Source organism: Oryzobacter faecalis, assembly GCF_046764005.1.
In the GTDB taxonomy this organism is placed as follows: domain Bacteria; phylum Actinomycetota; class Actinomycetes; order Actinomycetales; family Dermatophilaceae; genus Oryzobacter; species Oryzobacter faecalis.
In genome coordinates this window covers 229,007-248,603 of record NZ_JBKOFW010000005.1, presented here as the reverse complement: position 1 = coordinate 248,603, position 19,597 = coordinate 229,007, and the positions used below count along the sequence as shown (strand labels likewise).

Annotated in this window: 25 protein-coding genes; 7 read left to right on the top strand and 18 right to left on the bottom strand. The window is 73.9% G+C overall.

All coding sequences use genetic code 11. From position 1 onward, the window contains the following. Nucleotide 1: 1 nt before the first annotated feature. The 3 genes from ACK8HX_RS11920 to ACK8HX_RS11910 all read left to right on the top strand — a co-directional run bounded on the left by ACK8HX_RS11920 (nt 2) and on the right by ACK8HX_RS11910 (nt 1,897). On the top strand, nt 2-886 hold the full coding sequence (locus ACK8HX_RS11920) for a 1,4-dihydroxy-2-naphthoate polyprenyltransferase (protein WP_411940914.1): 885 nt from the start codon (nt 2-4) through the stop codon (nt 884-886). Between the two features lie 65 nt (nt 887-951). Continuing rightward, on the top strand, nt 952-1,377 hold the full coding sequence (locus ACK8HX_RS11915; protein WP_411940913.1) for a DUF2200 domain-containing protein: 426 nt from the start codon (nt 952-954) through the stop codon (nt 1,375-1,377). 319 nt (nt 1,378-1,696) lie between these two features. Further along, entirely contained in the window at nt 1,697-1,897 is a 201-nt protein-coding gene (locus ACK8HX_RS11910; protein WP_411940912.1) for a hypothetical protein, read from the top strand. A gap of 41 nt (nt 1,898-1,938) precedes the next feature. On the opposite strand, the gene ACK8HX_RS11905 is transcribed toward ACK8HX_RS11910, so the two are convergent. The 14 genes from ACK8HX_RS11905 to ACK8HX_RS11840 form a co-directional block, all read right to left on the bottom strand. Next, entirely contained in the window at nt 1,939-2,184 is a 246-nt protein-coding gene (locus ACK8HX_RS11905) for a hypothetical protein (protein ID WP_411940911.1), read from the bottom strand. 131 nt (nt 2,185-2,315) lie between these two features. After that, entirely contained in the window at nt 2,316-2,711 is a 396-nt protein-coding gene (locus ACK8HX_RS11900) for a DUF1801 domain-containing protein (RefSeq protein ID WP_411940910.1), read from the bottom strand. A 67-nt stretch (nt 2,712-2,778) separates the two neighbouring features. After that, nucleotides 2,779-3,231 (bottom strand): hypothetical protein, encoded by a 453-nt coding sequence (locus tag ACK8HX_RS11895; RefSeq protein WP_411940909.1) that lies wholly within the window; start codon nt 3,229-3,231, stop codon nt 2,779-2,781. A gap of 71 nt (nt 3,232-3,302) precedes the next feature. Further along, the gene (locus tag ACK8HX_RS11890; RefSeq protein WP_411940908.1) at nt 3,303-4,004 is read right to left on the bottom strand and encodes an FMN-dependent NADH-azoreductase; all 702 of its coding nucleotides are present in this window, start codon (nt 4,002-4,004) and stop codon (nt 3,303-3,305) included. Between the two features lie 351 nt (nt 4,005-4,355). After that, on the bottom strand, nt 4,356-4,874 hold the full coding sequence (locus ACK8HX_RS11885; protein ID WP_411940907.1) for a putative immunity protein: 519 nt from the start codon (nt 4,872-4,874) through the stop codon (nt 4,356-4,358). A 26-nt stretch (nt 4,875-4,900) separates the two neighbouring features. Next, on the bottom strand, nt 4,901-5,398 hold the full coding sequence (locus ACK8HX_RS11880; protein WP_411940906.1) for a GNAT family N-acetyltransferase: 498 nt from the start codon (nt 5,396-5,398) through the stop codon (nt 4,901-4,903). A 25-nt stretch (nt 5,399-5,423) separates the two neighbouring features. Continuing rightward, nucleotides 5,424-5,732: a DUF4229 domain-containing protein gene (locus ACK8HX_RS11875; protein WP_411940905.1), complete on the bottom strand. Its 309-nt coding sequence runs from the start codon at nt 5,730-5,732 to the stop codon at nt 5,424-5,426. A gap of 3 nt (nt 5,733-5,735) precedes the next feature. After that, nucleotides 5,736-6,722 (bottom strand): c-type cytochrome biogenesis protein CcsB, encoded by a 987-nt coding sequence (gene ccsB / locus ACK8HX_RS11870; RefSeq protein ID WP_411940904.1) that lies wholly within the window; start codon nt 6,720-6,722, stop codon nt 5,736-5,738. Beyond that, nucleotides 6,719-8,281 (bottom strand): cytochrome c biogenesis protein ResB, encoded by a 1,563-nt coding sequence (resB, locus tag ACK8HX_RS11865; protein WP_411940903.1) that lies wholly within the window; start codon nt 8,279-8,281, stop codon nt 6,719-6,721. The genes ccsB and resB overlap by 4 nt, the downstream gene beginning before the upstream one ends. After that, on the bottom strand, nt 8,278-9,054 hold the full coding sequence (locus ACK8HX_RS11860) for a cytochrome c biogenesis CcdA family protein (protein WP_411940902.1): 777 nt from the start codon (nt 9,052-9,054) through the stop codon (nt 8,278-8,280). The genes resB and ACK8HX_RS11860 overlap by 4 nt, the downstream gene beginning before the upstream one ends. Then, nucleotides 9,054-9,656, bottom strand: coding sequence for a TlpA family protein disulfide reductase (locus tag ACK8HX_RS11855; RefSeq protein WP_411940901.1), 603 nt, complete (start codon nt 9,654-9,656; stop codon nt 9,054-9,056). The genes ACK8HX_RS11860 and ACK8HX_RS11855 overlap by 1 nt, the downstream gene beginning before the upstream one ends. Continuing rightward, nucleotides 9,653-10,330, bottom strand: a complete 678-nt coding sequence (locus ACK8HX_RS11850; RefSeq protein WP_411940900.1) for a histidine phosphatase family protein — start codon at nt 10,328-10,330, stop codon at nt 9,653-9,655. The genes ACK8HX_RS11855 and ACK8HX_RS11850 overlap by 4 nt, the downstream gene beginning before the upstream one ends. 184 nt (nt 10,331-10,514) lie before the next feature. Further along, nucleotides 10,515-11,870, bottom strand: a complete 1,356-nt coding sequence (hemL, locus tag ACK8HX_RS11845; protein WP_411940899.1) for a glutamate-1-semialdehyde 2,1-aminomutase — start codon at nt 11,868-11,870, stop codon at nt 10,515-10,517. A 25-nt stretch (nt 11,871-11,895) separates the two neighbouring features. After that, on the bottom strand, nt 11,896-12,381 hold the full coding sequence (locus ACK8HX_RS11840) for a MarR family winged helix-turn-helix transcriptional regulator (RefSeq protein WP_411940898.1): 486 nt from the start codon (nt 12,379-12,381) through the stop codon (nt 11,896-11,898). A gap of 184 nt (nt 12,382-12,565) precedes the next feature. Between ACK8HX_RS11840 and ACK8HX_RS11835 the strand changes: the two genes are divergently transcribed. Beyond that, nucleotides 12,566-13,099, top strand: coding sequence for a YceI family protein (locus ACK8HX_RS11835; RefSeq protein ID WP_411940897.1), 534 nt, complete (start codon nt 12,566-12,568; stop codon nt 13,097-13,099). 183 nt (nt 13,100-13,282) lie between these two features. Continuing rightward, complete coding sequence (locus ACK8HX_RS11830; protein WP_411940896.1) at nt 13,283-13,852, top strand: hypothetical protein; 570 nt, start codon at nt 13,283-13,285, stop codon at nt 13,850-13,852. Between the two features lie 10 nt (nt 13,853-13,862). Here ACK8HX_RS11830 and ACK8HX_RS11825 read toward each other — a convergent pair whose 3' ends face one another. After that, a complete protein-coding gene (locus ACK8HX_RS11825) occupies nt 13,863-14,585 on the bottom strand; it encodes a VOC family protein (RefSeq protein WP_411940895.1) in 723 nt (240 codons plus the stop codon). Nucleotides 14,586-14,718: 133 nt separating this feature from the next. Between ACK8HX_RS11825 and ACK8HX_RS11820 the strand changes: the two genes are divergently transcribed. Continuing rightward, nucleotides 14,719-15,147, top strand: coding sequence for a nitroreductase family deazaflavin-dependent oxidoreductase (locus tag ACK8HX_RS11820; RefSeq protein ID WP_411940894.1), 429 nt, complete (start codon nt 14,719-14,721; stop codon nt 15,145-15,147). Here ACK8HX_RS11820 and ACK8HX_RS11815 read toward each other — a convergent pair. After that, nucleotides 15,134-16,150: an ABC transporter permease gene (locus tag ACK8HX_RS11815; protein WP_411940893.1), complete on the bottom strand. Its 1,017-nt coding sequence runs from the start codon at nt 16,148-16,150 to the stop codon at nt 15,134-15,136. The two genes, ACK8HX_RS11820 and ACK8HX_RS11815, sit on opposite strands and share 14 nt — an antisense overlap. 109 nt (nt 16,151-16,259) lie before the next feature. Here ACK8HX_RS11815 and ACK8HX_RS11810 point away from each other — a divergent pair, with 109 nt between their 5' ends. Beyond that, nucleotides 16,260-16,868, top strand: coding sequence for a TetR/AcrR family transcriptional regulator (locus ACK8HX_RS11810; RefSeq protein WP_411940892.1), 609 nt, complete (start codon nt 16,260-16,262; stop codon nt 16,866-16,868). Nucleotides 16,869-16,951: 83 nt separating this feature from the next. On the opposite strand, the gene hemB is transcribed toward ACK8HX_RS11810, so the two are convergent. Next, nucleotides 16,952-17,923 (bottom strand): porphobilinogen synthase, encoded by a 972-nt coding sequence (gene hemB, locus ACK8HX_RS11805; RefSeq protein WP_411940891.1) that lies wholly within the window; start codon nt 17,921-17,923, stop codon nt 16,952-16,954. 14 nt (nt 17,924-17,937) lie between these two features. Then, on the bottom strand, nt 17,938-19,569 hold the full coding sequence (locus tag ACK8HX_RS11800; protein WP_411940890.1) for a bifunctional uroporphyrinogen-III C-methyltransferase/uroporphyrinogen-III synthase: 1,632 nt from the start codon (nt 19,567-19,569) through the stop codon (nt 17,938-17,940). Nucleotides 19,570-19,597 lie beyond the last annotated feature (28 nt).

Genomic DNA, 19,597 nt, shown 5'->3' with positions numbered 1-19,597 from the left:
CATGGCCTCCCTCGCGCAGTGGGCCGCCGGCGCGCGCCCACGCACCCTCCCGGCCGCCGTCGCCCCCGTCGTCCTCGGCACCGCCGCGGCCCACCTGCGCGGCCGTGCCGACCTCGCCCTCGCGATCCTCGCGCTCGTCGTCGCCCTCGCCCTCCAGGTCGGGGTCAACTACGCCAACGACTACTCCGACGGCGTCCGCGGCACCGACGAGGAGCGCGTCGGGCCGGTGCGCCTCGTCGGGCAGCGCCTCGCGGACCCGCGCAACGTCAAGGCCGCTGCGTTCCTGTCGTTCGGCGCGGGTGCCCTCGCGGGCCTCGCCCTCGTCGCCCTGTCCGGCGCCTGGCTCCTCCTGCCGCTCGGCGCCATCGCGGTCCTCGCGGCGTGGCGCTACACCGGCGGGGACAACCCGTACGGGTACCGGGGCCTGGGCGAGGTGTACGTCTTCGTGTTCTTCGGTCTGATGGCGACGCTCGGCACCCTCTACACGCAGGCCGACGCCATCTCGTGGTTCGGGGTGTTCGGCGCGGTGGGCGTCGGCGCCATCGCCTCGGCCATCCTCGTGGCGAACAACCTGCGTGACATCCCCACCGACACCGAGCACGGCAAGCGCACGCTCGCAGTCCGGCTGGGCGACACCAGGACCCGGCGCCTGTACGGCGTCCTCGTCGCGGTGTCGGTCGGGATGGTGCTCCTCATGGCGCTCGTGACGCCGTGGGCCCTGCTCGGCCTCCTCGCCCTGCCGCTCGCCGTGCGCTCGCTCGCGGCGGTCCGCTCCGACGCCACCGGACGCGCCCTCGTCCCGGTGCTCGCAGCGACCGGCCTGTACGAGGTCGCCTACGCGGTCCTCGTGGCGGTCGGCGTCGTCATCGAGGTCGCGCTGCGCTGACCCGGCGTAGCGTGAGGACGTCCGCCCAGGACCCTCGACCCGACGACCGCCGAAGGACGCAGCCCGTGCCCCGACACCGGATCTTCGCCACCCCGCTGGCCGCCATCTACCCCCACTACGTCGCGAAGGCCGAGAAGAAGGGTCGCGGCAAGGGCGAGGTGGACGAGGTCATCACCTGGCTCACCGGCTACGACGAGGCGGGGCTCGAGCGGGCGCTCGCCGACGAGGTCGACCTCGAGACCTTCTTCGCGCAGGCGCCGCGGATGAACCCCCATGCCACCGAGATCACCGGCGTCATCTGCGGGATGCGGGTCGAGGAGATCGAGGACCCGCTCATGCAGCAGATCCGCTGGATGGACAAGCTCGTCGACGAGGTGGCCCGCGGCAAGAGGATGACGTCCGTCCTGCGGGGCAGCACCACGGCAGGTGCCGCGGCGAGCCCGGGAGCGAGGTCGTCCGGCGACGCCCACGGCGGTCAAGCCGGCCGATGAGTGAGCCCTGGTCCCTGGGGACCGGGGTCGTCCTCGCCTCACTGGCCGGACTCGCCCTCGTCGGTGCCGGGCCGATGCGCGTCCGAGGACGCCTTCCTCCGCTCGCCCGACGAGACCCGTGGGCAGCCCTCCCTGCAGGGCGCCCGACGGTGCCCTTCGAGGTTCCCGCTGGTCGACCCGCGTCGTCAAGGGTTCGGCCACGCCCCCTGCGGCGCCCCTGACCAGGGGCGCCCCGGGCCCTGCGCTCTGCGGCCCGCGGCCGGCGGCACGGGCGGAGACGTCCTCGACACCGGCGCCCGGTGCGTGTCACGCTCGGGCCGTGCGCGACAGCTGGAAGGCCCACCTCGGGGTCGGTGCCGTCCTCGGCCTGTTCCTCTCGGTTCCGAGCGTCGTCGTGGCTGCCATCGCCATCGGCGACGCCCAGGAGCTGCGGGCCTTCCTCCCCTTCGTGCTCGTGCCGTTCGTGTGCCTGGGTGCCGCCTTGGTGCTCGTCCTCGGACTGGCCAGGCGCCCGACCTGAGGTCGGGCCGGGGTTCTCGACGGCGGGTCACCCCCGCCGTGTCAGCCGGCGCGGACCCGCCGGCGGCGCAGCTGGGCCAGGATCTGCTGCTCGCGCTGCGACAGCCTCAGCAGCTCGGGGGCCAGCCGCGCCCGGCAGTCCGCCCCCTGCATCGACGCGCGCACGGCGAACGTGCGGTCCTCGATCTCCGCGAGCTCCTTGATGAGCTCGCGCGTGGACGGGGATGCGGTCGCGGTGGAGGGTGCGGTGGCGTGGGCGGTGGCGGTGGCGGTGGCGGACGGGGACATGGTGCCTCCTGGTCGTTCGTGCCGTGGGGCTCGGCTGCGGGAGCCATCGCACCGGGCTCAGGATCTGTGGCAAGCACTGCAGATTCGATATAGCACCGTGTAGTGATCTGGCGCAACACGGGCGCGAGCGGTCATGACCGCGCCCGGACCTTCCGCCACCCGCCGGCACGGTTGTTCGCGATCACCGCCCGGAAGAGCTCGAGCAGGGCCTGCTCGTCGAGGTGGTCCCCGCGCCGCACCTGGATGCCGCGCGCCGTCGCGTTGTCGTGGCCCTGGTTGACCAGCCCGTGCGGATCAGGGGCGATCGGGTCGTAGATGAACACGTTGAGGTGGTCCCGAGTCCCGAGCAGCGCACAGATGTTGCCCTCCAGGACGAAGTACGGCTGGACCCGCCGCTTGATGACCTCCTCCACGCCGGGGTCGGCCTCGTGGACGAGCCGCCGCACCGTCTCCGCCACCTCGCGCTGCCACGGTACGAGGCCGTCGATGTAGGCGTCCACGGCCGGATTGCGCTGGGCGTCATCCACCCGTCGAGGCTAGACCCGCAGCACCCACGACGGGTTCGGAGCTTCGCTCGACGGCGGGTGGGGGCCGTCAGGAGGGGAAGTCCTGGCCGGCGTCCAGCCGCAGCTGGAGCAGGACCGCGAGATCCACCGAGTCACCGTCCCTGCCACCCGCTCCGACCTGGAGCGGGGCGTCACTGGGCTCGACGTGGACGCCGGTCAGCCGGCCCCGCAGGCTGGGCGCGACGACGAGGACGTACCAGCGGCCGTCCGTGCCGACGGCGGCCCGCAGGTCGCGTCGCACGTACCAGCCGACGACGTCGGTCCGCAGGCGCCCGCCGCCGCTGTAGGGGCGCGCCCGCAGCCGGGTGGGCTCGACGCCTGCCGAACGCATCGCCTCGGCGAAGGCCGCCACCATCGGGGCGGTCCGCCGCGCCTCGGCCTCCGCCGCCCGGGCCGCGGCGGCGTGGTGGTACTCGGCGTTCTCACGGGCCTGGCGGCGACGCTCAGCGGTCTGGTCCGTCGGCTCGCTCTCCGGGTTCACCGACCGATCATCGCAGCGGTGCGGCCATGCGCGTGGGTGGGTGCCGGGGGTCCGTCGGCGGATGGACCACCTCAGTCGAGGATGACCGGCGGGTTGAGGTCCGAGGGGATCTCGTCGATGCCGACGTCCGGCATGCCGTCCCACGCGCCGTTGGCCACCCAGGAACGGACGTCGTTGATCGCGGACCGGAACGCGTCCCTTCGTGCCTCCTGCGAGACGTCCATCGGCTGCACGTTGAAGAAGTGGAGGTCGGTGATGCCCACGAAGCCGAAGATGGTCCGCAGGTACGGCTCTGCGAAGTCGAGCGCTGCCGTCGGCGGCTGCGAGTAGTCCGCTCCCCGCGACGTCACGCACACCATCCGCTTGTCGTGCACGAGCCCGTGCGGTTGGCCGGTCGCGTCGTAGGCGAACAGGTACCCGGGCTGGACGATCGCGTCGATGTAGTACTTCAGGGCGTACGGGATGCTGAAGTTCCACATCGGCACCGTCATCAGGTACAGGTCGGCGTCGAGGAACTGCTCGATCGTCCTCTCGATCTCTCCCCAGGAGGTCCGCGCGGCCTCGTCGAGCGGCTGACCGGTCATCAGGGCGTACTTCGACTTGATGTTGACCCCGGCCACGGCAGGGAGGTCAGCCGCGAACAGGTCGAGGGTGTTGACGGTCAGGTCCTCGTACCGCTCGTGCAGCTCCTCGAGCAGCACGCTGGAGACCCGACCGGTGTTCGACGCCAGCCCCCTCGGAGTGGCGATGATGTGCAACAGGCGGGTACTCACGCGGGCCTCCGACCTTGTGAGCCGACAGCGCCCGCAACCACCCGTCGGTCGCGGAGTCAGCGAGGACCCACGGCGTCATCATAGGAGCGGGATGCCCGCCACGTCACTGGTCATTCCGGGGGGAGATCGCGCCATCCGAAGGCTGCACATCGCTCAGGCGAGGCCGTGTCCCGGTGTCCACCCGATGAGCGCAGGGTGCCGAGGGCGGATGCCTGATCGCCCGGAGTGAGGACGCGTAGCCACGTTCCGCGGTGGACGTCGACGCGGCTCATCCGGCCAACGGGCCCACCCGGAGAACGGCTATGTGCGTTGGTTGGTGAGGGGACTCCGGCGCGGCACCCGGGAGGGCCATCAGTCGTCGAAGGTGTTCCAGCAGATCGGGCTGCGGAGCCGCTGGTCGTCGAGAACGAGGTCGCGAACCTCTGCGGGCAGCTGGTCCCGCTGCCAGTCCCGCTCTGCGAGGCGCACGTGCTCCGCCTGGTCGACCGGCGCTGCGGCGACGGCCGCCCGGATGGCGTAGGCCGCGGCGCCGAGGTCGTGGGCGGCGACGTGCGCGACGGCGACCGCTTGGCCGGCCGAGAGCGCAGCGAACTTCGCCGGGTCGGGGGCGCCCTTCGCGGCGGCGTTCGCCACGAAGGCGGTCCGGTGGGCGACCTTCATCGGCACCTCGCCGCGGACCCACGCCCGCGCCACCTCGAGCGCCTCGCGCGGGCGCGGGTCGTCGGGCGCCACTGCCTCGAACAGCGGCAGCACGCGCTCGGCGCACAGGACGGACCACACCATGAGGAGGTGGTGGTGCTCGTCGGTGAGGGTGCCTCCCCGGCGGACGGTGACGAGCCTGGGGTCACGCGGGGTGGGCAGGATCGGCACCCGCACCACCTTGCCGCACGGGACCGTCAGTCCGACAGCGACCGCTCGTAGCGCAGGAGCTCGGCGTGCGGGGGCACCGGGCCGCGCGAGGTCTCCCCCGTCGGCCGCCACCCGAGCCTGGACCAGAAGCGGCGGCCCCGCCCGTTGGCGGCGTAGACGGTGAGCCACGCGGTCGACACCCCGGCCGCCCGCATCCGATGGAGCAGGAGGTCGTGCGCGGCCACCGCGACCCCGCTCCCCCACCGCTGCGGGGCGGTCCCGAAGTGGAGCACCTCGGCGCCGCGCGTCGCCGCGAACCCCACGACGGAGCCGCCCTCGACCACGACGAGGCAGGCGACGGCATCGTCCTCCAGCTCGTCCTCCCAGCGCCGGCGCACCGCGTCGCGGGGGAAGGGGAACCGGTCCTGCGGGAACACCGCGGCGAGCCCGAGGACGCCGCCCGCCTCCTGGGCGTCGAGGACGGCCGGGAGGTCGGCGCGCGTCATCGGGCGGAACTCCACCCGGGTCGCGTCGTCGCGAACCACGCGCCTCCTCGAGCTGGTCACTGCGTCAGCGGAAGTCGCCCTCGCCGTCGGTGGGGCGGGGCCGGGCGACCTCGGCGTCCTCGACGTCCTCGTCGGAGGGCCGGTCGGCCGCCCTGGCCCGCTTCGTGGCCGACCGCTCCTCGAGGCGCGCCGCGAGCTGCGCCGAGTAGTCCTCGCGGAAGCGGCGCAGCGCGACGTAGGAGATGACGGCCGACAGCACGGCGGCGCCGGCGACGAGCAGCAGCATGTCCTCCTCGTCGCGCAGCCCGAGCAGCCAGAGGGCGGCGAGGCAGCCGAAGAAGACGAGGACCCGGAGCAGGGTGTAGCGCAGCACGGCTCAGAGCCCCGAGTACGAGTGCTGGCCGACGAAGAACACGTTGACGACGGCGTAGTTGATGATGATGCAGCCGAACCCGGCGAGCGCGATCCACGCGGCGCTCTGGCGGCGCAGGCCGGTCGTCGCCCGGGCGTGGAGGTAGGCGGCGTAGACGGTCCAGATGACGAAGGTCCACACCTCCTTGGGGTCCCAGCTCCAGTAGGCGCCCCACGCCTGGCGCGCCCAGATGGCGCCGGCGATGAGCGTGAACGTCCACAGCGGGAAGGCCACGACGTGGACCGCGTACGTGAGCCGCTCGAGCGCGCGGGCGTCGGGCAGGCGGTCCATGAACGACACCGGGCGCGGCTCCGAGGCCTCGAGCCGGGCCTGGACGAGGTAGACGATGCCGAGCGAGAACCCGATGGTGAACAGCGCCACCGACAAGGTCGCCACGGAGACGTGGATCGCCAGCCAGATCGAGCGCAGCGACGGCATCAGCTCGGAGGCGTCGGTGTACCAGACGGTGATGGCGAGGCCGAGGGTGAGCAGGACCGGCCCCACGACGAACAGCCCGAGCCAGCGCAGGTCGCGACGGGTCGCCCAGACCGCGTAGGCGACGAGCGTGAGCATGCAGCCGACGATCGCGAACTCGTACATGTTGCCGAGCGGCCAGCGGTGCACCTCGGCCGCCCGCAGCGCCACCCCGGCGGTCGTGAGCAGCGTGCCGAGCAGCGTCAGCGACCAGGCGATGCCGGCCGCGCGGCGCGCCCCGGCCGACTCGGTCAGGCCCGACCCGGCCGCGTCGGCCGCGGCCTCGGGCGTCGCGGGTGTGCCCGGCGCGTCGGCTCCGCCGGCGGCGACGAGCTCGCGCTCGGCGACCTCGACCCGCCCCCGGGTCGGCGCGAGCCGGGCGAGGTAGACGGCGTACATGACCATGGCGAGCGTCAGCACGGCCATCGCCGAGTAGATCGCCAGGTTCGAGAGCTGGGCCAGCGTGGTGTCGGTCATCGGGTTCCTTCGAGTGCGTCCAGGACGGCGGCGACCTCGTCGCCCATCCCTTCGTCGTCGTCCTTCGCGAGGCCGCCGACGGAGACCACGGTACGTCCCTCGGCCGGCGCGGCCGCAACCCGCACGAACACCCGCCGCCGGCGGACGACGAGCGAGGCGACGAGGCCGAACAGGGCGGCCATCGCCGAGACGAGGGTGACCAGCTTGCCGGGGTCGGTACGGACCGAGAAGCCCGCGAACCGCTCGACCCCGTCGAACGTGATCGAGCCGCGCCCGCCCGGAAGGTCGAAGGTCTGGCCCGGCTTGAGGAGGATGCGCAGCTGGTCGGTGCCGTCCTTGCCGGGCAGGGGCGTCATCTCCTCGGTGTCGAGCTGGTAGACCGACTGCGGCCGCCCGCCCGGGAACAGCTCGCCCTCGAACGCGGTGAGTGCGAGCTGGGGGTCGAGGGTGTCGGGGAAGACCGAGTGCGGGCCCTGCTCGTCGATGACTCCGGTCGGCAGGAAGAAGCCGGCGAACCCCAGCTGCTCCGGGCCCGCGCCGGGCACCTTGACCGCCCCGACAGAGGTGTAGAAGTCGTCCTGCGGGAGGAACGGCGTGGGCTCGGAGTACAGGACGGTGCCCTGCGCGTCGCGGACCGTGATGACGGGGGCGTAGCCGTTGCCGAGGAGGAACACCGTGCCGTCGCCGGTCTCCAGCGGGCCGTTGACGCGCACCGCGCGCTGCTCGGGCTCGCCACCGGCCGGGGTGAACGTGGTCGTCGCCTCGAAGTCGCGCGGTGCCCCGAACTGCCCCCGGCCCGTCGTCTCCCGCTCGAACTCGACGTCGAGGCGGTCGAGCGCGAGGGTCCAGGGCTCGAGGTCGTTGACGTCGACCCACGGACCGGGGCTGAAGGTGTCGTACCGGATGAGCGTGTTCGCCACGGCCTCGCCCTCGGGGACGATGACGTCGGCGCGCCACCCGAGAAGGTGCCCCCACGCCACCCCGACGAGGACGCCGATGAGCGCGACGTGGAAGACGAGGTTGCCGGCCTCGCGCAGGTAGCCCTTCTCCGCCGAGAGCGTCGTGTCGTCGTGGGAGTGCACCCGGTAGCGGCGTCCCCTGAGGGCGTGGCGCAGCCGCTCGCGCACGTCATCGGGCGACCCGTCGACCTCCGTGCTCCGGTGTGCGGCGAGGCGGTCGAGCCGGCGCGGCGCCCTGGGCGGGGCCGCACGGGTCTGGTGCCAGAGGATGCGGGTCCGCGGCAGGACGCAGCCGATGAGCGAGACGAAGAGCAGGAGGTAGATCGCCGCGAACCACGGCGAGGCGTACACCTCGAAGAAGCCGAGGGCGTCGAGGACCTTGCCGGCCGTCGGGTTGTCCGCGATCCACTGCGCGGTGCGGGCGGAGTCGATCGAGCGCTGCGGGAACGTCGAGCCGGGGATGGCGCCGACGGCGAGGAGCAGGAGGAGGAAGAGCGCCGTGCGCATGCTCGTCAGCTGGCGCCAGGTCCAGCGCAGCCAGCCGACGAGCCCGAGCCTGGGCTGGGCCACGTCGGGGCGCTGGGCGGTCCCGGTGCTCACAGGGCCACCCGGAACCCGCTGACGAGCTCGGCCTGGAGCCAGGTGTTGAGGTCCTGCCACACCCCGGTGACGAGGAGGACCCCGACGAGGACGAGCATCGCCCCACCGACGAGCTGGACCGTGCGGGTGTGCCGGCGCAGCCAGCCGGAGACCCGTCCGGCCCGGTCGAGCCCGGCGGCGACGAGGACGAACGGCAGGCCGAGGCCGAGCCCGTAGGCGACGGCGAGCCCGGCGCCGCGCGCGACCTCCGGCTCCTGGCTGGCGGTGGCCATGACGAGGACGGCGGCGAGCGTCGGCCCGGTGCACGGCGCCCACCCGAGCGCGAAGACGGCGCCCAGCAGCGGCGCGCCGACCAGGCCGGTCGGGGGCCGCCACCGCAGCCTCGCCTCGCGCTGGCTCCCCCACCGCGCCCCGACGCCGACGAAGACGAGGCCCATGAGGATGACGAGCACGCCACCGACCCGCATGAGGAGGTCGCGCTGCTCGACGAACACGCGCCCCACCCCGGTGACGAACACCGACCCGAGGACGAACACGGCCGTGAAGCCGGCGACGAAGAGCAGCGCGCCGAGCACCGTCCTCCCCCGCCGCCGGGTGGCCTCCCCGGTCAGCCCGGAGACGTAGCCGAGGAACCCGGGGACGAGCGGCAGGACGCAGGGGCTGGCGAAGGACACCAGGCCGGCGAGGGCCGCGACGGCGACCGCCAGGGGCAGGGCCCCGCTGACGACGGTGTCGCTCGCGGTGAGCACCGCGGCGGGGGCGGCGGTCGTCATCACGACTCGGCGACGGCGTCGTCGACGAGCCCGCGCAGCGTGGTGGCCGAGACGGGTCCGTTGACCCGGGCGGCGATCCGGCCGTCGCGGTCGAGGACGAGGGTCGTCGGGACGGTCGGCGCCTTGCCCTGGAGGGCGAGGATGAGGACGCCGGACTCGTCGGACAGGCTCGGGTAGGTGATGTTCGCGCGCTTGAGGAAGGCGGCTCCGCGCTCGGGCCCCTCGCGGAAGTCGATGCCGATGAACTCCACCGGCGCGGAAGCCCTCTCGAACCCCGCCCACGCCTCCTGGAGCTCCGGCGCCTCGGCGACGCAGGGCGCGCACCACGAGCCCCAGACGTTGACGACGACGACCTTGCCGCGCCTCGAGGCACTGTCCCAGGTGCCGCCGTCGACGAGGTCGCCGCTCAGCTCGACCGGCTCCCCCCGGTCGGCCACGGCGATCGTCTCGACGGTGCCGTCACCGGAGATGTAGCCCTTCTGGTCACCCGCCTTCGCCTGCGCTGCAACGGAGTTCGGGTCCTCGGAGCACGCCGCGGCACCGAGGAGCAGGGCGACGGCGGCGAGCGCCCCGGCGAGCCGGGTCGCGGGGCGATCGGTCATGCGCCGGCTCCCGGCTGCGCCTGGTCGAGGAGGGAGGCCGCAGGCTCGCTGTAGGAGAGGGAGAGCAGCTCGTCGCCGATGAAGGTGAACGAGGTGAGCGAGGCGAGCGAGCACTCGCGCCGCGTGGGGTTGTGGACCAGCGGGCGGCCCTCGGTGGCGAGGCGGATCATCCAGATCGGGGCCTGGTGGCTGACGATGACCGCCTCGTGCCCCCGGGCGACCTCACGTGCGGAGACGATGGCGCGCCGCATCCGCTCGACGATCTGGGTGTAGGGCTCGCCCCACGACGGCCGGAACGGGTTGAGCGTGAGGGGCAGCTTCGTCGGGTGCCGCAGGAAGCCCCGGCCGCCGGCGACCTCGAGCCCCTCGAACTTGTTGAGCGCCTCCGTCACGCGGTCGTCGACCGTGACCTCGAGGCCGTGCGACTCGGCCACCGGGGCGGCCGTCTCGCGGGCCCGCTCGAGGGGGCTCGACACGACGTGGACGACGTCGTGGTCGCCGAGGTGCTCGGCGGCGAGGTCGGCCATCCGGCGCCCGAGCTCGGAGAGGTGGTACCCGGGCAGGCGGCCGTAGAGGAGGCGGTGCGGGTTGTGCACCTCGCCGTGCCGCAGGAGGTGGACGACCGTGCGCGGCGGGTCGGCGACGGGCGCGCCGGCCTCGGGTGCGGTCGTCATGCGTCCGATTGTCGCAAACCCCGCTGGGAGCCGCGGCCCCCGGCCTTCCCACCCGCCTCCACTTTCCCGCCTGATGCCGGAACCTTCGGTGGGGCACCCCGAACTTCGGGGTGCCCCACCGAAGGTTGGGGTGCCCCACCGAAGGTTGGGGTGCCTCTGCCCCGCCCGCCGGGGCGAGAACGGGTCAGCCCGCGGCGGCTGCGCGGGCCGCGCCGGGCAGGGCCGCGAGGACGTGCTCGACCGCCCGGTCGTCGTGCGCGCCCGACACGAACCACGACTCGAAGGCGCTCGGCGGCAGGTAGACCCCGGCCTCGAGCATCGCGTGGAAGAACCGCCCGAACGCGGCCGTGTCCTGGTCGCGGGCGTCGTCGTAGGTCACGACCTCGCCCTCGCGGAAGAACACCGAGAACATCGACCCGGCCCACTGCACCCGGTGCGCCACGCCCTCCGCCTCCAGCGCGGCCGAGGCTGCGTCGGCGATGGTCCGCGACACCGAGCCGAGGTGGGCGTAGAGCGCGTCGTCGCAGGCGAGCAGCGTGGCGAGCCCGGCCGCGGTCGCGACGGGGTTCCCGCTCAGCGTGCCGGCCTGGTAAACCGGGCCCTCGGGAGCGAGCAGCGCCATGACGTCGGCGCGACCCCCGAAGGCTGCCGCAGGGAAGCCGCCGCCCATGACCTTGCCGAACGTCAGGAGGTCGGGGCGCACGTCGGCGCCCTCGTGGCCCCACCAGCCGGCCCGGGAGACGCGGAACCCCGTCATCACCTCGTCGGAGACGAGGAGGGCGCCGTGGGCGGCGGTCACCCGGCGCAGCGCCTCGGTGAAGCCCGGCGCCGGCGGGACGACGCCCATGTTGCCGGCGGCGGCCTCGGTGATGACGCACGCGATGTCGGGGCCGCGGGCCGCGAAGACCGCCTCGAGGGCGTCGACGTCGTTGTACGGGAGGACGAGGGTCTCGGCGGCCATCTCCGGGGGCACGCCGGCGCTGTCGGGCAGGGCGAGGGTCGCAATGCCGGAACCGGCGCTGACGAGGAGGGAGTCGACGTGCCCGTGGTAGTGCCCGGCGAACTTCACGACGAGCGAGCGGCCGGTGAACCCGCGGGCTAGGCGGATGGCGCTCATCGTCGCCTCGGTGCCGCTCGACACGAGGCGCACCTGCTCGACCGGCTCGACGCGGGCGACGATCTCCTCGGCGAGGGCGACCTCGTTCTCGGACGGGGTGCCGAAGGAGTAGCCGCGGGCGGTGGTGGCCTCGACCGCCGCGACGACCTGCGGGTGGCGGTGGCCCAGGATCATCGGCCCCCAGCTGCACACGAGGTCGACGTAGCGACGACCGTCGGCGTCGGTCAGCCAGGCGCCCTCGCCGCTCACCATGAACCGGGGCGTGCCGCCGACGGCGCGGAAGGCGCGGACCGGGCTGTTGACCCCGCCGGGGGTGACCGCGCGGGCGCGGGCGAGGAGGGCTGCCGAGGCGGGCGCGTCGGCGCCGGGGGCGCCGGGGGTGCCTGACGTGCCGGGGGCTGTGCTCGTGGGGTCGGAGGTCACGTCCTCCATCGTCGCAGCCGGGCCCTCAGCACTCCGACTCGGGCATCGTCGGGTCGGCGGCGTAGGCGTCGCGCACCGCCTGCATCGCCTCGCCGAGGGCGGCGAACTGCTCGGGCGTGAGGACGTCGACGAGGTGCCGCCGCACGCTCGCGACGTGGACGAGGGCAAACTCCTCGATGGCGCGCTGCCCGTCCTCGGTGATCCGCAGCAGGACCCCGCGGCCGTCGTCCGGTGCCGGGGTGCGGACCACCCAGCCGCGGCGCTCGAGGCGGGCCGCCGTGTGGGTGACGCGGCTGCGGGACTGGACGATGAGGGCCGCCAGGGTCGACATCCGCAGCTGCCCCATCGGCGACTCCGAGAGCATCGAGAGCAGCTCGTACTCGGACAGGCTGATGCCGACGCCCTGCAGGTCGCGGTCGAAGGCGACGTCGAGCTCGCGGCTGGCGCGCAGGAAGGCACGCCACGAGACCTGCTCCCCCTCGTCGAGCCAGCGGACGCCGTCGTCGGACATGCGCCCATCGTGGCACGTCAGGCACGGGCGGCGCGGGCGTCCGCGCCGGACGGTGGCCACGCGTCGGTCGTGATCCGTCCCACGATGTGAGACGAGGGAATCGCCCCCGGTGGCCTTTAGTTGAAGCGTCAACTAACGTCGGACTGTCCGACAGGAACCCCTGACTTCCGAAGGAGCACCCCCCATGGCCAACATCAACGACCTCCCCGCAGGCACCTGGGCGATCGACCCCACCCACTCCGAGGTGGGCTTCGTGGCCCGTCACCTCATGGTCACCAAGGTCCGTGGCTCGTTCACGGACATCTCCGGCACCGTGCACGTCAAGGACGAGGTCACCGAGTCCGTCGCCGACGTCACCATCAAGACCGCGTCCGTCGCCACCGGCACCCCCGACCGCGACGGCCACCTGCGCAGCGCCGACTTCTTCGACGTCGAGAACCACCCCGAGATCCGCTTCGTCAGCACCGCCTTCACCGGCGACACCCTCACCGGCGACCTGACGATCAAGGGCGTCACCAAGCCGGTCACCCTCGACGTCGACTTCAACGGCGTCGCGACCGACCCGTGGGGCAACACCAAGGCCGCCTTCGAGGCGACCGGTGAGCTCGACCGCACCCAGTGGGGCCTGACCTGGAACGCCGCGCTCGAGACCGGTGGCGTCCTCGTCTCCGAGAAGGTCAAGCTCGTCCTCGACGTGCAGCTCGCCCTCCAGGCCTGAGCCGCCTCACCCCTCGGGGCGCCCTCCCCGGCGGCCCACCACGGCGCATCCTCCGGCGCCCGCTACGGCGCAGTAGGTGTCGCGATCGCGACACCTACTGCGCCGTAGCACGTTGAGGAGGGGATGCGGCCCTGCGCTCCCCGGTGGCGGCGTCAGTAGGCTGACGGGGACGGAGGGCACGGCATGAGCACGTACGGCACGGCGGTGGCGATCGACGTCGCGCCCGACGGCCGCCTCGACTCCACCCTGGCAGCGCTCCACGACTGGTCCGCATGGGCGCGTCCGCTCGGTGACACCGGCTGGGCGCGGATCACCCTGTCGTCCAGCGGCATCGAGCGTCTCGGCGACGTCCGTCACCTCCTCACCACCGCCGGCAAGGCGTGCGCCGCGGTGGCCGAGGACAACGACGAGCACGGCGCCCTCTGGGTCGTCCTCGCTGCGCGGCCCGGGGCGCTGCGGGTCGTGCACCGGCGCTACATCCTCAACGCGGACCCGCACGACGCGAAGGAGGTCGCCCGCCAGGTCGCGCAGTTCGGGGAGGACCCCCGGCGGCGTGACGTCGCCGGCCCCGCCGCGGCCCGCGCGGCGGCGGAGATGTTCGGGGTCGACCCCGGACCCGTCGTGAGCGCCGAGGCGTCCTCGGACCGGCTCCACCACAGCATCGGCGTCGTGGGCGGTCCCTTCCCGTGGTGGGACGCCCTCGGCCTGACCTGGCCCGGACCGGGCGCCGGCGTGCCGATCCCGCCGGTCTGACCCCGTGGCCTCAGGGCCGCGGGAGGACGCAGAACTCGTTGCCGTCGGGGTCGGCGAGGACGACCCACGGCACGTCACCCTGTCCGATGTCGACGTGCGTGGCCCCGAGCCCCCGCAGCCGCTCGACCTCCTCCGCCAGCGTGGTCCCCTCGTCCGGGACGAGGTCGAGGTGGAGCCGGTTCTTGCCGAGCCTGGGGTCGAGGGGCGGTCCGCCCCACGAGATCTTCGAGCCGCCCCGCGGCGACTGGATCGCCGTCTCCTCGTCCTGGTCCCAGACGAGCGGCCAGCCGAGGGCGGCGCTCCAGAAGTACCCGACCGCCTGCGACCCGTCGCTCGACAGGCAGCCGATCGTGCCGCAGCCGGCGAGGAAGCCGTTGCCCGGCTCGATGACGCAGAGCTCGTTGCCCTCGGGGTCGGCGAGGACGACGTGCGCCTCCTCGGGGAGCTGGCCGACGTCGATGTGCCGCCCCCCGAGCTCGAGGGCCCGGGCGACCAGGGCGGCCTGGGCCTCGGACGAGTCGGTGGGCAGGTCGAGGTGCATCTGGTTCGGGCCGCGCTTCGGCTCCTCGCCCGGCTGGACGTGGATGCCGAACTCGGTGTCGCGGGAGGGAGGGAGCGACCGCCCGCCGCTCACGGCGGGGACGACCTCCCGCTCGAGCAGGCCGCCCCAGAAGCGGGCCACCACCTCGGGGTCGTTCGCGTCGAAGGTCAGCAGGTGCAGCTCGCTCGTCATCGGTCCACCCGTCCTCGGCAGTCGGTCCCCGGACGACGCTAGGCAGCCTGCCGGACGACGTCCACAGGATTTCCACGGACCCGGGCCGAGCCTAGGATCGGAGGTGGTGCTCCTCCGACCACAGGAGGTAGGGATGGGCGTCCTCAGGTCCGTGATGCGCGTCGGGAACAGGGTCGGCGTCTGGGTCTACCGCACGAGCAAGGGGCGGGTCGGCGGGAAGGGCAGGGGCGGCACGCCCGTCCTCGTCCTGACGGTGAGGGGCCGCAGGTCGGGTCGTGAGTTCAGCTGTCCCGTGGGCTACTTCGAGCGTGATGGCGGCTACCTGGTCGTCGGCTCCGCCGGCGGCCTGCCCGACGACCCGCAGTGGTTCAAGAACCTGCGGGCCGTCGAGCGCGCGGTGGTGCAGGTCCGCGACCGGCGCCATGACGTCGCGGTGCGCATCCTGCAGGGGCAGGAGCGGGACGACGCCTGGGCCCAGGTGCTCTCGGAGAACCCCGCGTTCGGCGCCTACGAGGGCAAGTCGGGACGCCGGATGCCGCTCGCCCTCCTCACGCCGCACTGACCGACCGGGAGCGGCGCGTCGGCAGCGCCAGGAGGACGAGCCCGGCGAGCAACCACAGACCGAGGGCGACGAACGCCCGCCCTGACCCGGCTCCCTCGAAGAACGCCACCGAGCGCAGGGCCGTCGCGCCGGCCCCGGCAGGCAGCCACTGGCCGAGCGCCCCCCAGCCGGCAGGGAGCATCTCGGGAGCCGAGGCGACACCCGACAGCGGGTTGCCGAGGACGATGACGAGCAGCGCGCCCAGCGCGATGCCGGGGGTCCCGAGGTGGCGGTGCAGCCCGGTGACCGTCGCCGCCACGGCCCCGACGACGAGGGTCGCCACGGACCAGGTCAGCCAGGGCGACCCGTCGAGCGCACCGAGCCAGCCCTGGAGCAGCCCGATGACGACCGCCCCACCCGCCGCGGCGCCGAGCGCCAGGGACACGAGGCGCACCCCGCGCCGGCGGACCTCGACCGCGGCCAGGGCGCCGAGGGCGACGCCTCCGGCGAGGAGCGGCAGGAGTCCGGTGGCCAGCCCCACCCCACGCGGGTCCTCGGCCGGCAGCGGCACCACGTCGGTGACCGGGAGGGGACCACCGGCCCCGGCGGGGATCCGGGCCGCGAGTTGGGTCAGGGCCTGCCCGACGGCGGGGCTCGCGGCCGACGCGACGAGCATCTCCCCGCCCGAGGGGCCGAGGACGACGGCGCCGTAGACCTCGCGTTCGCGGATCGCCTCCTCCGCCGCGGCCCGGTCGGCGACGACGGTGACGTCGAAGGCGTCCTCCCCCGCCGCCGCGGCGAGCCGACCCTCGAGCTGCGCCGCCGCGGGAGCGGGTGCGGCGACGGCGAGGCCGATGCCGTGCGGTGCCGACCGGACCGCGGGCCAGGCGAAGGCGCTCACCAGGACGGTGAGGAGGACGGCGACGGCCGCGGCAGGGGCGAGCACCTGCCTCCAGCCGGGGTGGCCACCTCCGGCCTCGGGGGTGGTCGTCGGGTGGTCGTGGGTCCGGGTCGTGGCGGTCATCGTGCTCTCCTCCTCAGTATAAAGCGAATGTTCGTTCGCTATAGGACGAGGATCCTCCACGAGGGAGGCTGTGCCGTCAAGAACGGTCGTTCGGTTTACGATGGCGGGCATGCCCAGGGTCAGCGAGGAGCACCGCAGCGCCCGCCGCGAGCAGATCCTGCGCGCGGCCATGGACAGCGCCGCCGAGGAGGGCTTCCACAAGACGACGATGGCCCACGTCATCGAGCGGTCGGGGCTGTCGGCCGGTGCGGTCTACGGGTACTTCCGCAGCAAGGACGAGATCATCGCCGCCCTCGCCGAGCACGCCCTCGGCATCGTCGGCCACGCCCTCGACGGCCTCCTCGCCGGGGGCCACACCCCCTCGGTCCCCGAGCTCGTCGGCCACCTCGGCCGCACCGTCGAGGCGCAGGCGGCCGCGACCGGCGTCGACCTCACGCGGGTCATGGTCGCCGCGTGGGCAGAGGCCGTGCGCGACGAGGCGGTGCGGGCCGTCGCGGGCCCCAAGGTCGCCGAGCTGCGCGGGCGGGTCGCGGACGTCATCGCGGCGCTCCAGGCGGAGGGCCGCTGGGACCGTGACGCCGACCCCGCCCTCGTCGCGCAGGCCGCCATCGGGCTCGTCCCGGGCTTCGTCCTCCAGCGGCTCATCGTGCGCGACGTCACGCCGGAGGGCTACAGCGCGGCGGTCGCCGGGCTCCTGGGCGGCCAGCGCGAACCCTGACCACCCCGGGTGTCGCGACCTACCGCCTGGTAAGCGTCGTGATCGCGACGCTTACCAGGCGGTAGGTCGCGCGACAGGGCGTGTCAGAGGCGTGCTGCGGCCTCGAGGGCGTGGTAGCTGAGGATGACCTGCGCACCGGCCCGGCGGATGTGGAGCAGCGACTCCATCATCACGCGGTCGCGGTCGACCCAGCCCCGCTCGGCGGCGGCCTCGATTTGCGCGAACTCACCCGAGATCTGGTACGCCGCAACGGGAACCGGCGACATCGCGGCCGCGGCGGCGATGACGTCGAGGTGCGGACCGGCGGGCTTGACCATGACGATGTCGGCGCCCTCGGCGATGTCGAGCTCGAGCTCGCGCAGCGCCTCCGTGGCGTTGGCGGGGTCCTGCTGGTAGGTCGCCCGGTCGCCGACGAGCGAGGAGTTCACCGCCTCGCGGAAGGGCCCGTACAACCCCGAGGTGTACTTCGCCGCGTACGCGAGGATCGCCGTGTCGGTGTGCCCGGCCGCGTCGAGCGCGGCCCGCACGTACCCGACCTGGCCGTCCATCATCCCGGAGAGCCCGAGGACGGGGGCGCCGGTCGCGGCCTGCGCCAGCGCCATCGACGCGTACCGGTCGAGGGTGGCGTCGTTGTCGACGGAGCCGTCGGCGGCGAGGACGCCGCAGTGCCCGTGGTCGGTGAACTCGTCGAGGCAGAGGTCGGACATGACGACGAGCTCGTCACCGACGGCGTCCTGGAGCCGCGCGAGCGCGACGTTGAGGATGCCGTCGGGGTCGTCGGCCCCGGACCCCCGCGCGTCCTTCGCCTCGGGGACACCGAAGACCATGATCCCGCCGAGGCCGGCGTCGACGCAGCGGCGCCCCTCCTCGACGAGGGTGTCCAGCGTGTGCTGCACGACGCCCGGCATCGACCCGATCGGTTGCGGCGCGTCGACCCCCTCCCGCACGAACACGGGAAGGACCAGCTCGGCCGGGTGCAGCCGCGTCTCGGCGACGAGCCGCCGCAGCGCCGGCGTGCGACGCAGCCGGCGCGGACGGCTCTGCGGGAAGCCCACGGGGAGAACCGGACTCAGGTCGCCCGGCGGCGCGAACCCGGGCGGCGCTGGCTCGGACGCAGGACGTCCTCACCGGCCTCCTGGGCCGCGAGCGCGAGCGATCGGCCGTGGTCGGCGAGCGCGTCGACGAGGGCCTCGGCGGTCGGCTCCGGCGCGAGGACGTCGACCCGCAGGCCGTGCTCCTCGGCCGTCTTCGCCGTGGCCGGGCCGATGCACGCGACGACGGTCGTCGGGTGCGGCTTCCCGGCGATGCCGACGAGGTTGCGCACCGTGGAGGACGACGTGAACAGGACCGCGTCGAAGGCACCCGACTTGATGGCGTCGCGGACCGGCGCCGGCGGCGGGGTGGCCCGCACCGTGCGGTAGGCCGTGACGTCGTCGACCTCCCAGCCGATCTCGAGCAGGCCGGCCACGAGGGTGTCGGTGGCGATGTCGGCGGCGATGTCGGCGCGCGGGAGGAAGACCCGGTTGATCGGGTCCAGGTCGTGGTCGAAGGCGGGCCACGCCTCGAGCAGGCCCTTGGCGGACTGCTCCCCCTCGGGCACGAGGTCGGGGTTGATGCCCCAGTCGCGCAGCGCCTGAGCGGTGACCCCGCCGACGGCCGCGACCTTGAGCCCGGCGAACGAGCGGGCGTCGAGGCCGAACTCGTCGAACTTCTCGCGGATGGCGCGCACCGCGTTGACCGAGGTGAACCCGACCCACTCGTAGCGGCCGGTGACCATGCCCTTGACGGCCCGCTCGAGCTGCTGCGGGGTGCGCGGCGGCTCGACCGAGATCGTCGGGACGACGACGGCGGTCGCGCCGTGGTGCTCCAGGCGCGCCGTCATCGAGCCGGACTGCTCCTTGGTGCGCGGCACGAGGACGTCCCAGCCGAACAGCGGCTTGGTCTCGAACCACGACAGCGTCTCGCGCATGGTCACAGTGGACCCCACGACGGCGAGGATCGGGAAGCGCCCGTCGGCCATGACGTCGGAGGCCTCGGCGAGCGTCGTCACGGTGGTGCGCTGCTCGGTGCTCGTGCCGCGCTCGGTGACCGCGACCGGGGTGGCGGCGTCGCGGCCGGCGGCGACGAGCGCCTCCAGCGTCGCGGCGGCCTTGTCGGGCTGCCCGATGACGACGACCGTGACGCCGGGGTCGACGACCGCGGCGAGGTCGCCGACCTTGCCGCCGGCCGCGAGCACGTGGACGCCCGTGGAGGCGGCGGAGGTCAGCGGCACACCGGCGTACGACGGCACCGCGGTGACCGACGAGACGCCGGGGACGACCTCGACGGCGATGCCGGCCTTGACGCAGGCCTGCGCCTCCTCGGCGAGGCCGTTGAAGACGGCGGGGTCGCCGTCCATGAGGCGCACGACGAGCCCGCCGGGGTGGGCCTTGGCCGCCCTGACGACGAGCTTGGCGCGCGACGCCTGCGTGAGGCGCTCGCCGTGGTCGCCGTGACCGGCGTCGACGACGTCGACGCCCGCGGCGCACCACCGTTCGACGACGGCCTCGCGGGCGACCTGGTCGATGACGACGGCGTCGGCGGCCGCGAGGAGCTCACCGGCGCGGACGGTGAGCAGACCGGGGTCGCCTGGGCCGCCGCCGACGAAGGCGACGCGTGCGGGGACGCGGGGGGTGGACTGGGTCGAGCGCGTGGGGCTCACTGGCAACGCTCCGTAGCGATGGGATCGG

Bases quoted from the DNA above. Each gene is read 5' to 3' on its own strand.
- ACK8HX_RS11825 (WP_411940895.1), bottom strand. From the start codon at position 14,585: ATGACGAGCGAGCTGCACCTGCTGACCTTCGACGCGAACGACCCCGAG.
- ACK8HX_RS11905 (WP_411940911.1), bottom strand. From the start codon at position 2,184: ATGTCCCCGTCCGCCACCGCCACCGCCACCGCCCACGCCACCGCACCC.
- ACK8HX_RS11835 (WP_411940897.1), top strand. From the start codon at position 12,566: ATGGCCAACATCAACGACCTCCCCGCAGGCACCTGGGCGATCGACCCC.
- ACK8HX_RS11840 (WP_411940898.1), bottom strand. From the start codon at position 12,381: ATGTCCGACGACGGCGTCCGCTGGCTCGACGAGGGGGAGCAGGTCTCG.
- ACK8HX_RS11830 (WP_411940896.1), top strand. From the start codon at position 13,283: ATGAGCACGTACGGCACGGCGGTGGCGATCGACGTCGCGCCCGACGGC.
- ACK8HX_RS11820 (WP_411940894.1), top strand. From the start codon at position 14,719: ATGGGCGTCCTCAGGTCCGTGATGCGCGTCGGGAACAGGGTCGGCGTC.
- ccsB (WP_411940904.1), bottom strand. From the start codon at position 6,722: ATGACCGACACCACGCTGGCCCAGCTCTCGAACCTGGCGATCTACTCG.
- ACK8HX_RS11850 (WP_411940900.1), bottom strand. From the start codon at position 10,330: ATGACGACCGCACCCGAGGCCGGCGCGCCCGTCGCCGACCCGCCGCGC.
- ACK8HX_RS11860 (WP_411940902.1), bottom strand. From the start codon at position 9,054: ATGACGACCGCCGCCCCCGCCGCGGTGCTCACCGCGAGCGACACCGTC.
- ACK8HX_RS11920 (WP_411940914.1), top strand. From the start codon at position 2: ATGGCCTCCCTCGCGCAGTGGGCCGCCGGCGCGCGCCCACGCACCCTC.
- ACK8HX_RS11815 (WP_411940893.1), bottom strand. From the start codon at position 16,150: ATGACCGCCACGACCCGGACCCACGACCACCCGACGACCACCCCCGAG.
- ACK8HX_RS11855 (WP_411940901.1), bottom strand. From the start codon at position 9,656: ATGACCGATCGCCCCGCGACCCGGCTCGCCGGGGCGCTCGCCGCCGTC.
- ACK8HX_RS11810 (WP_411940892.1), top strand. From the start codon at position 16,260: ATGCCCAGGGTCAGCGAGGAGCACCGCAGCGCCCGCCGCGAGCAGATC.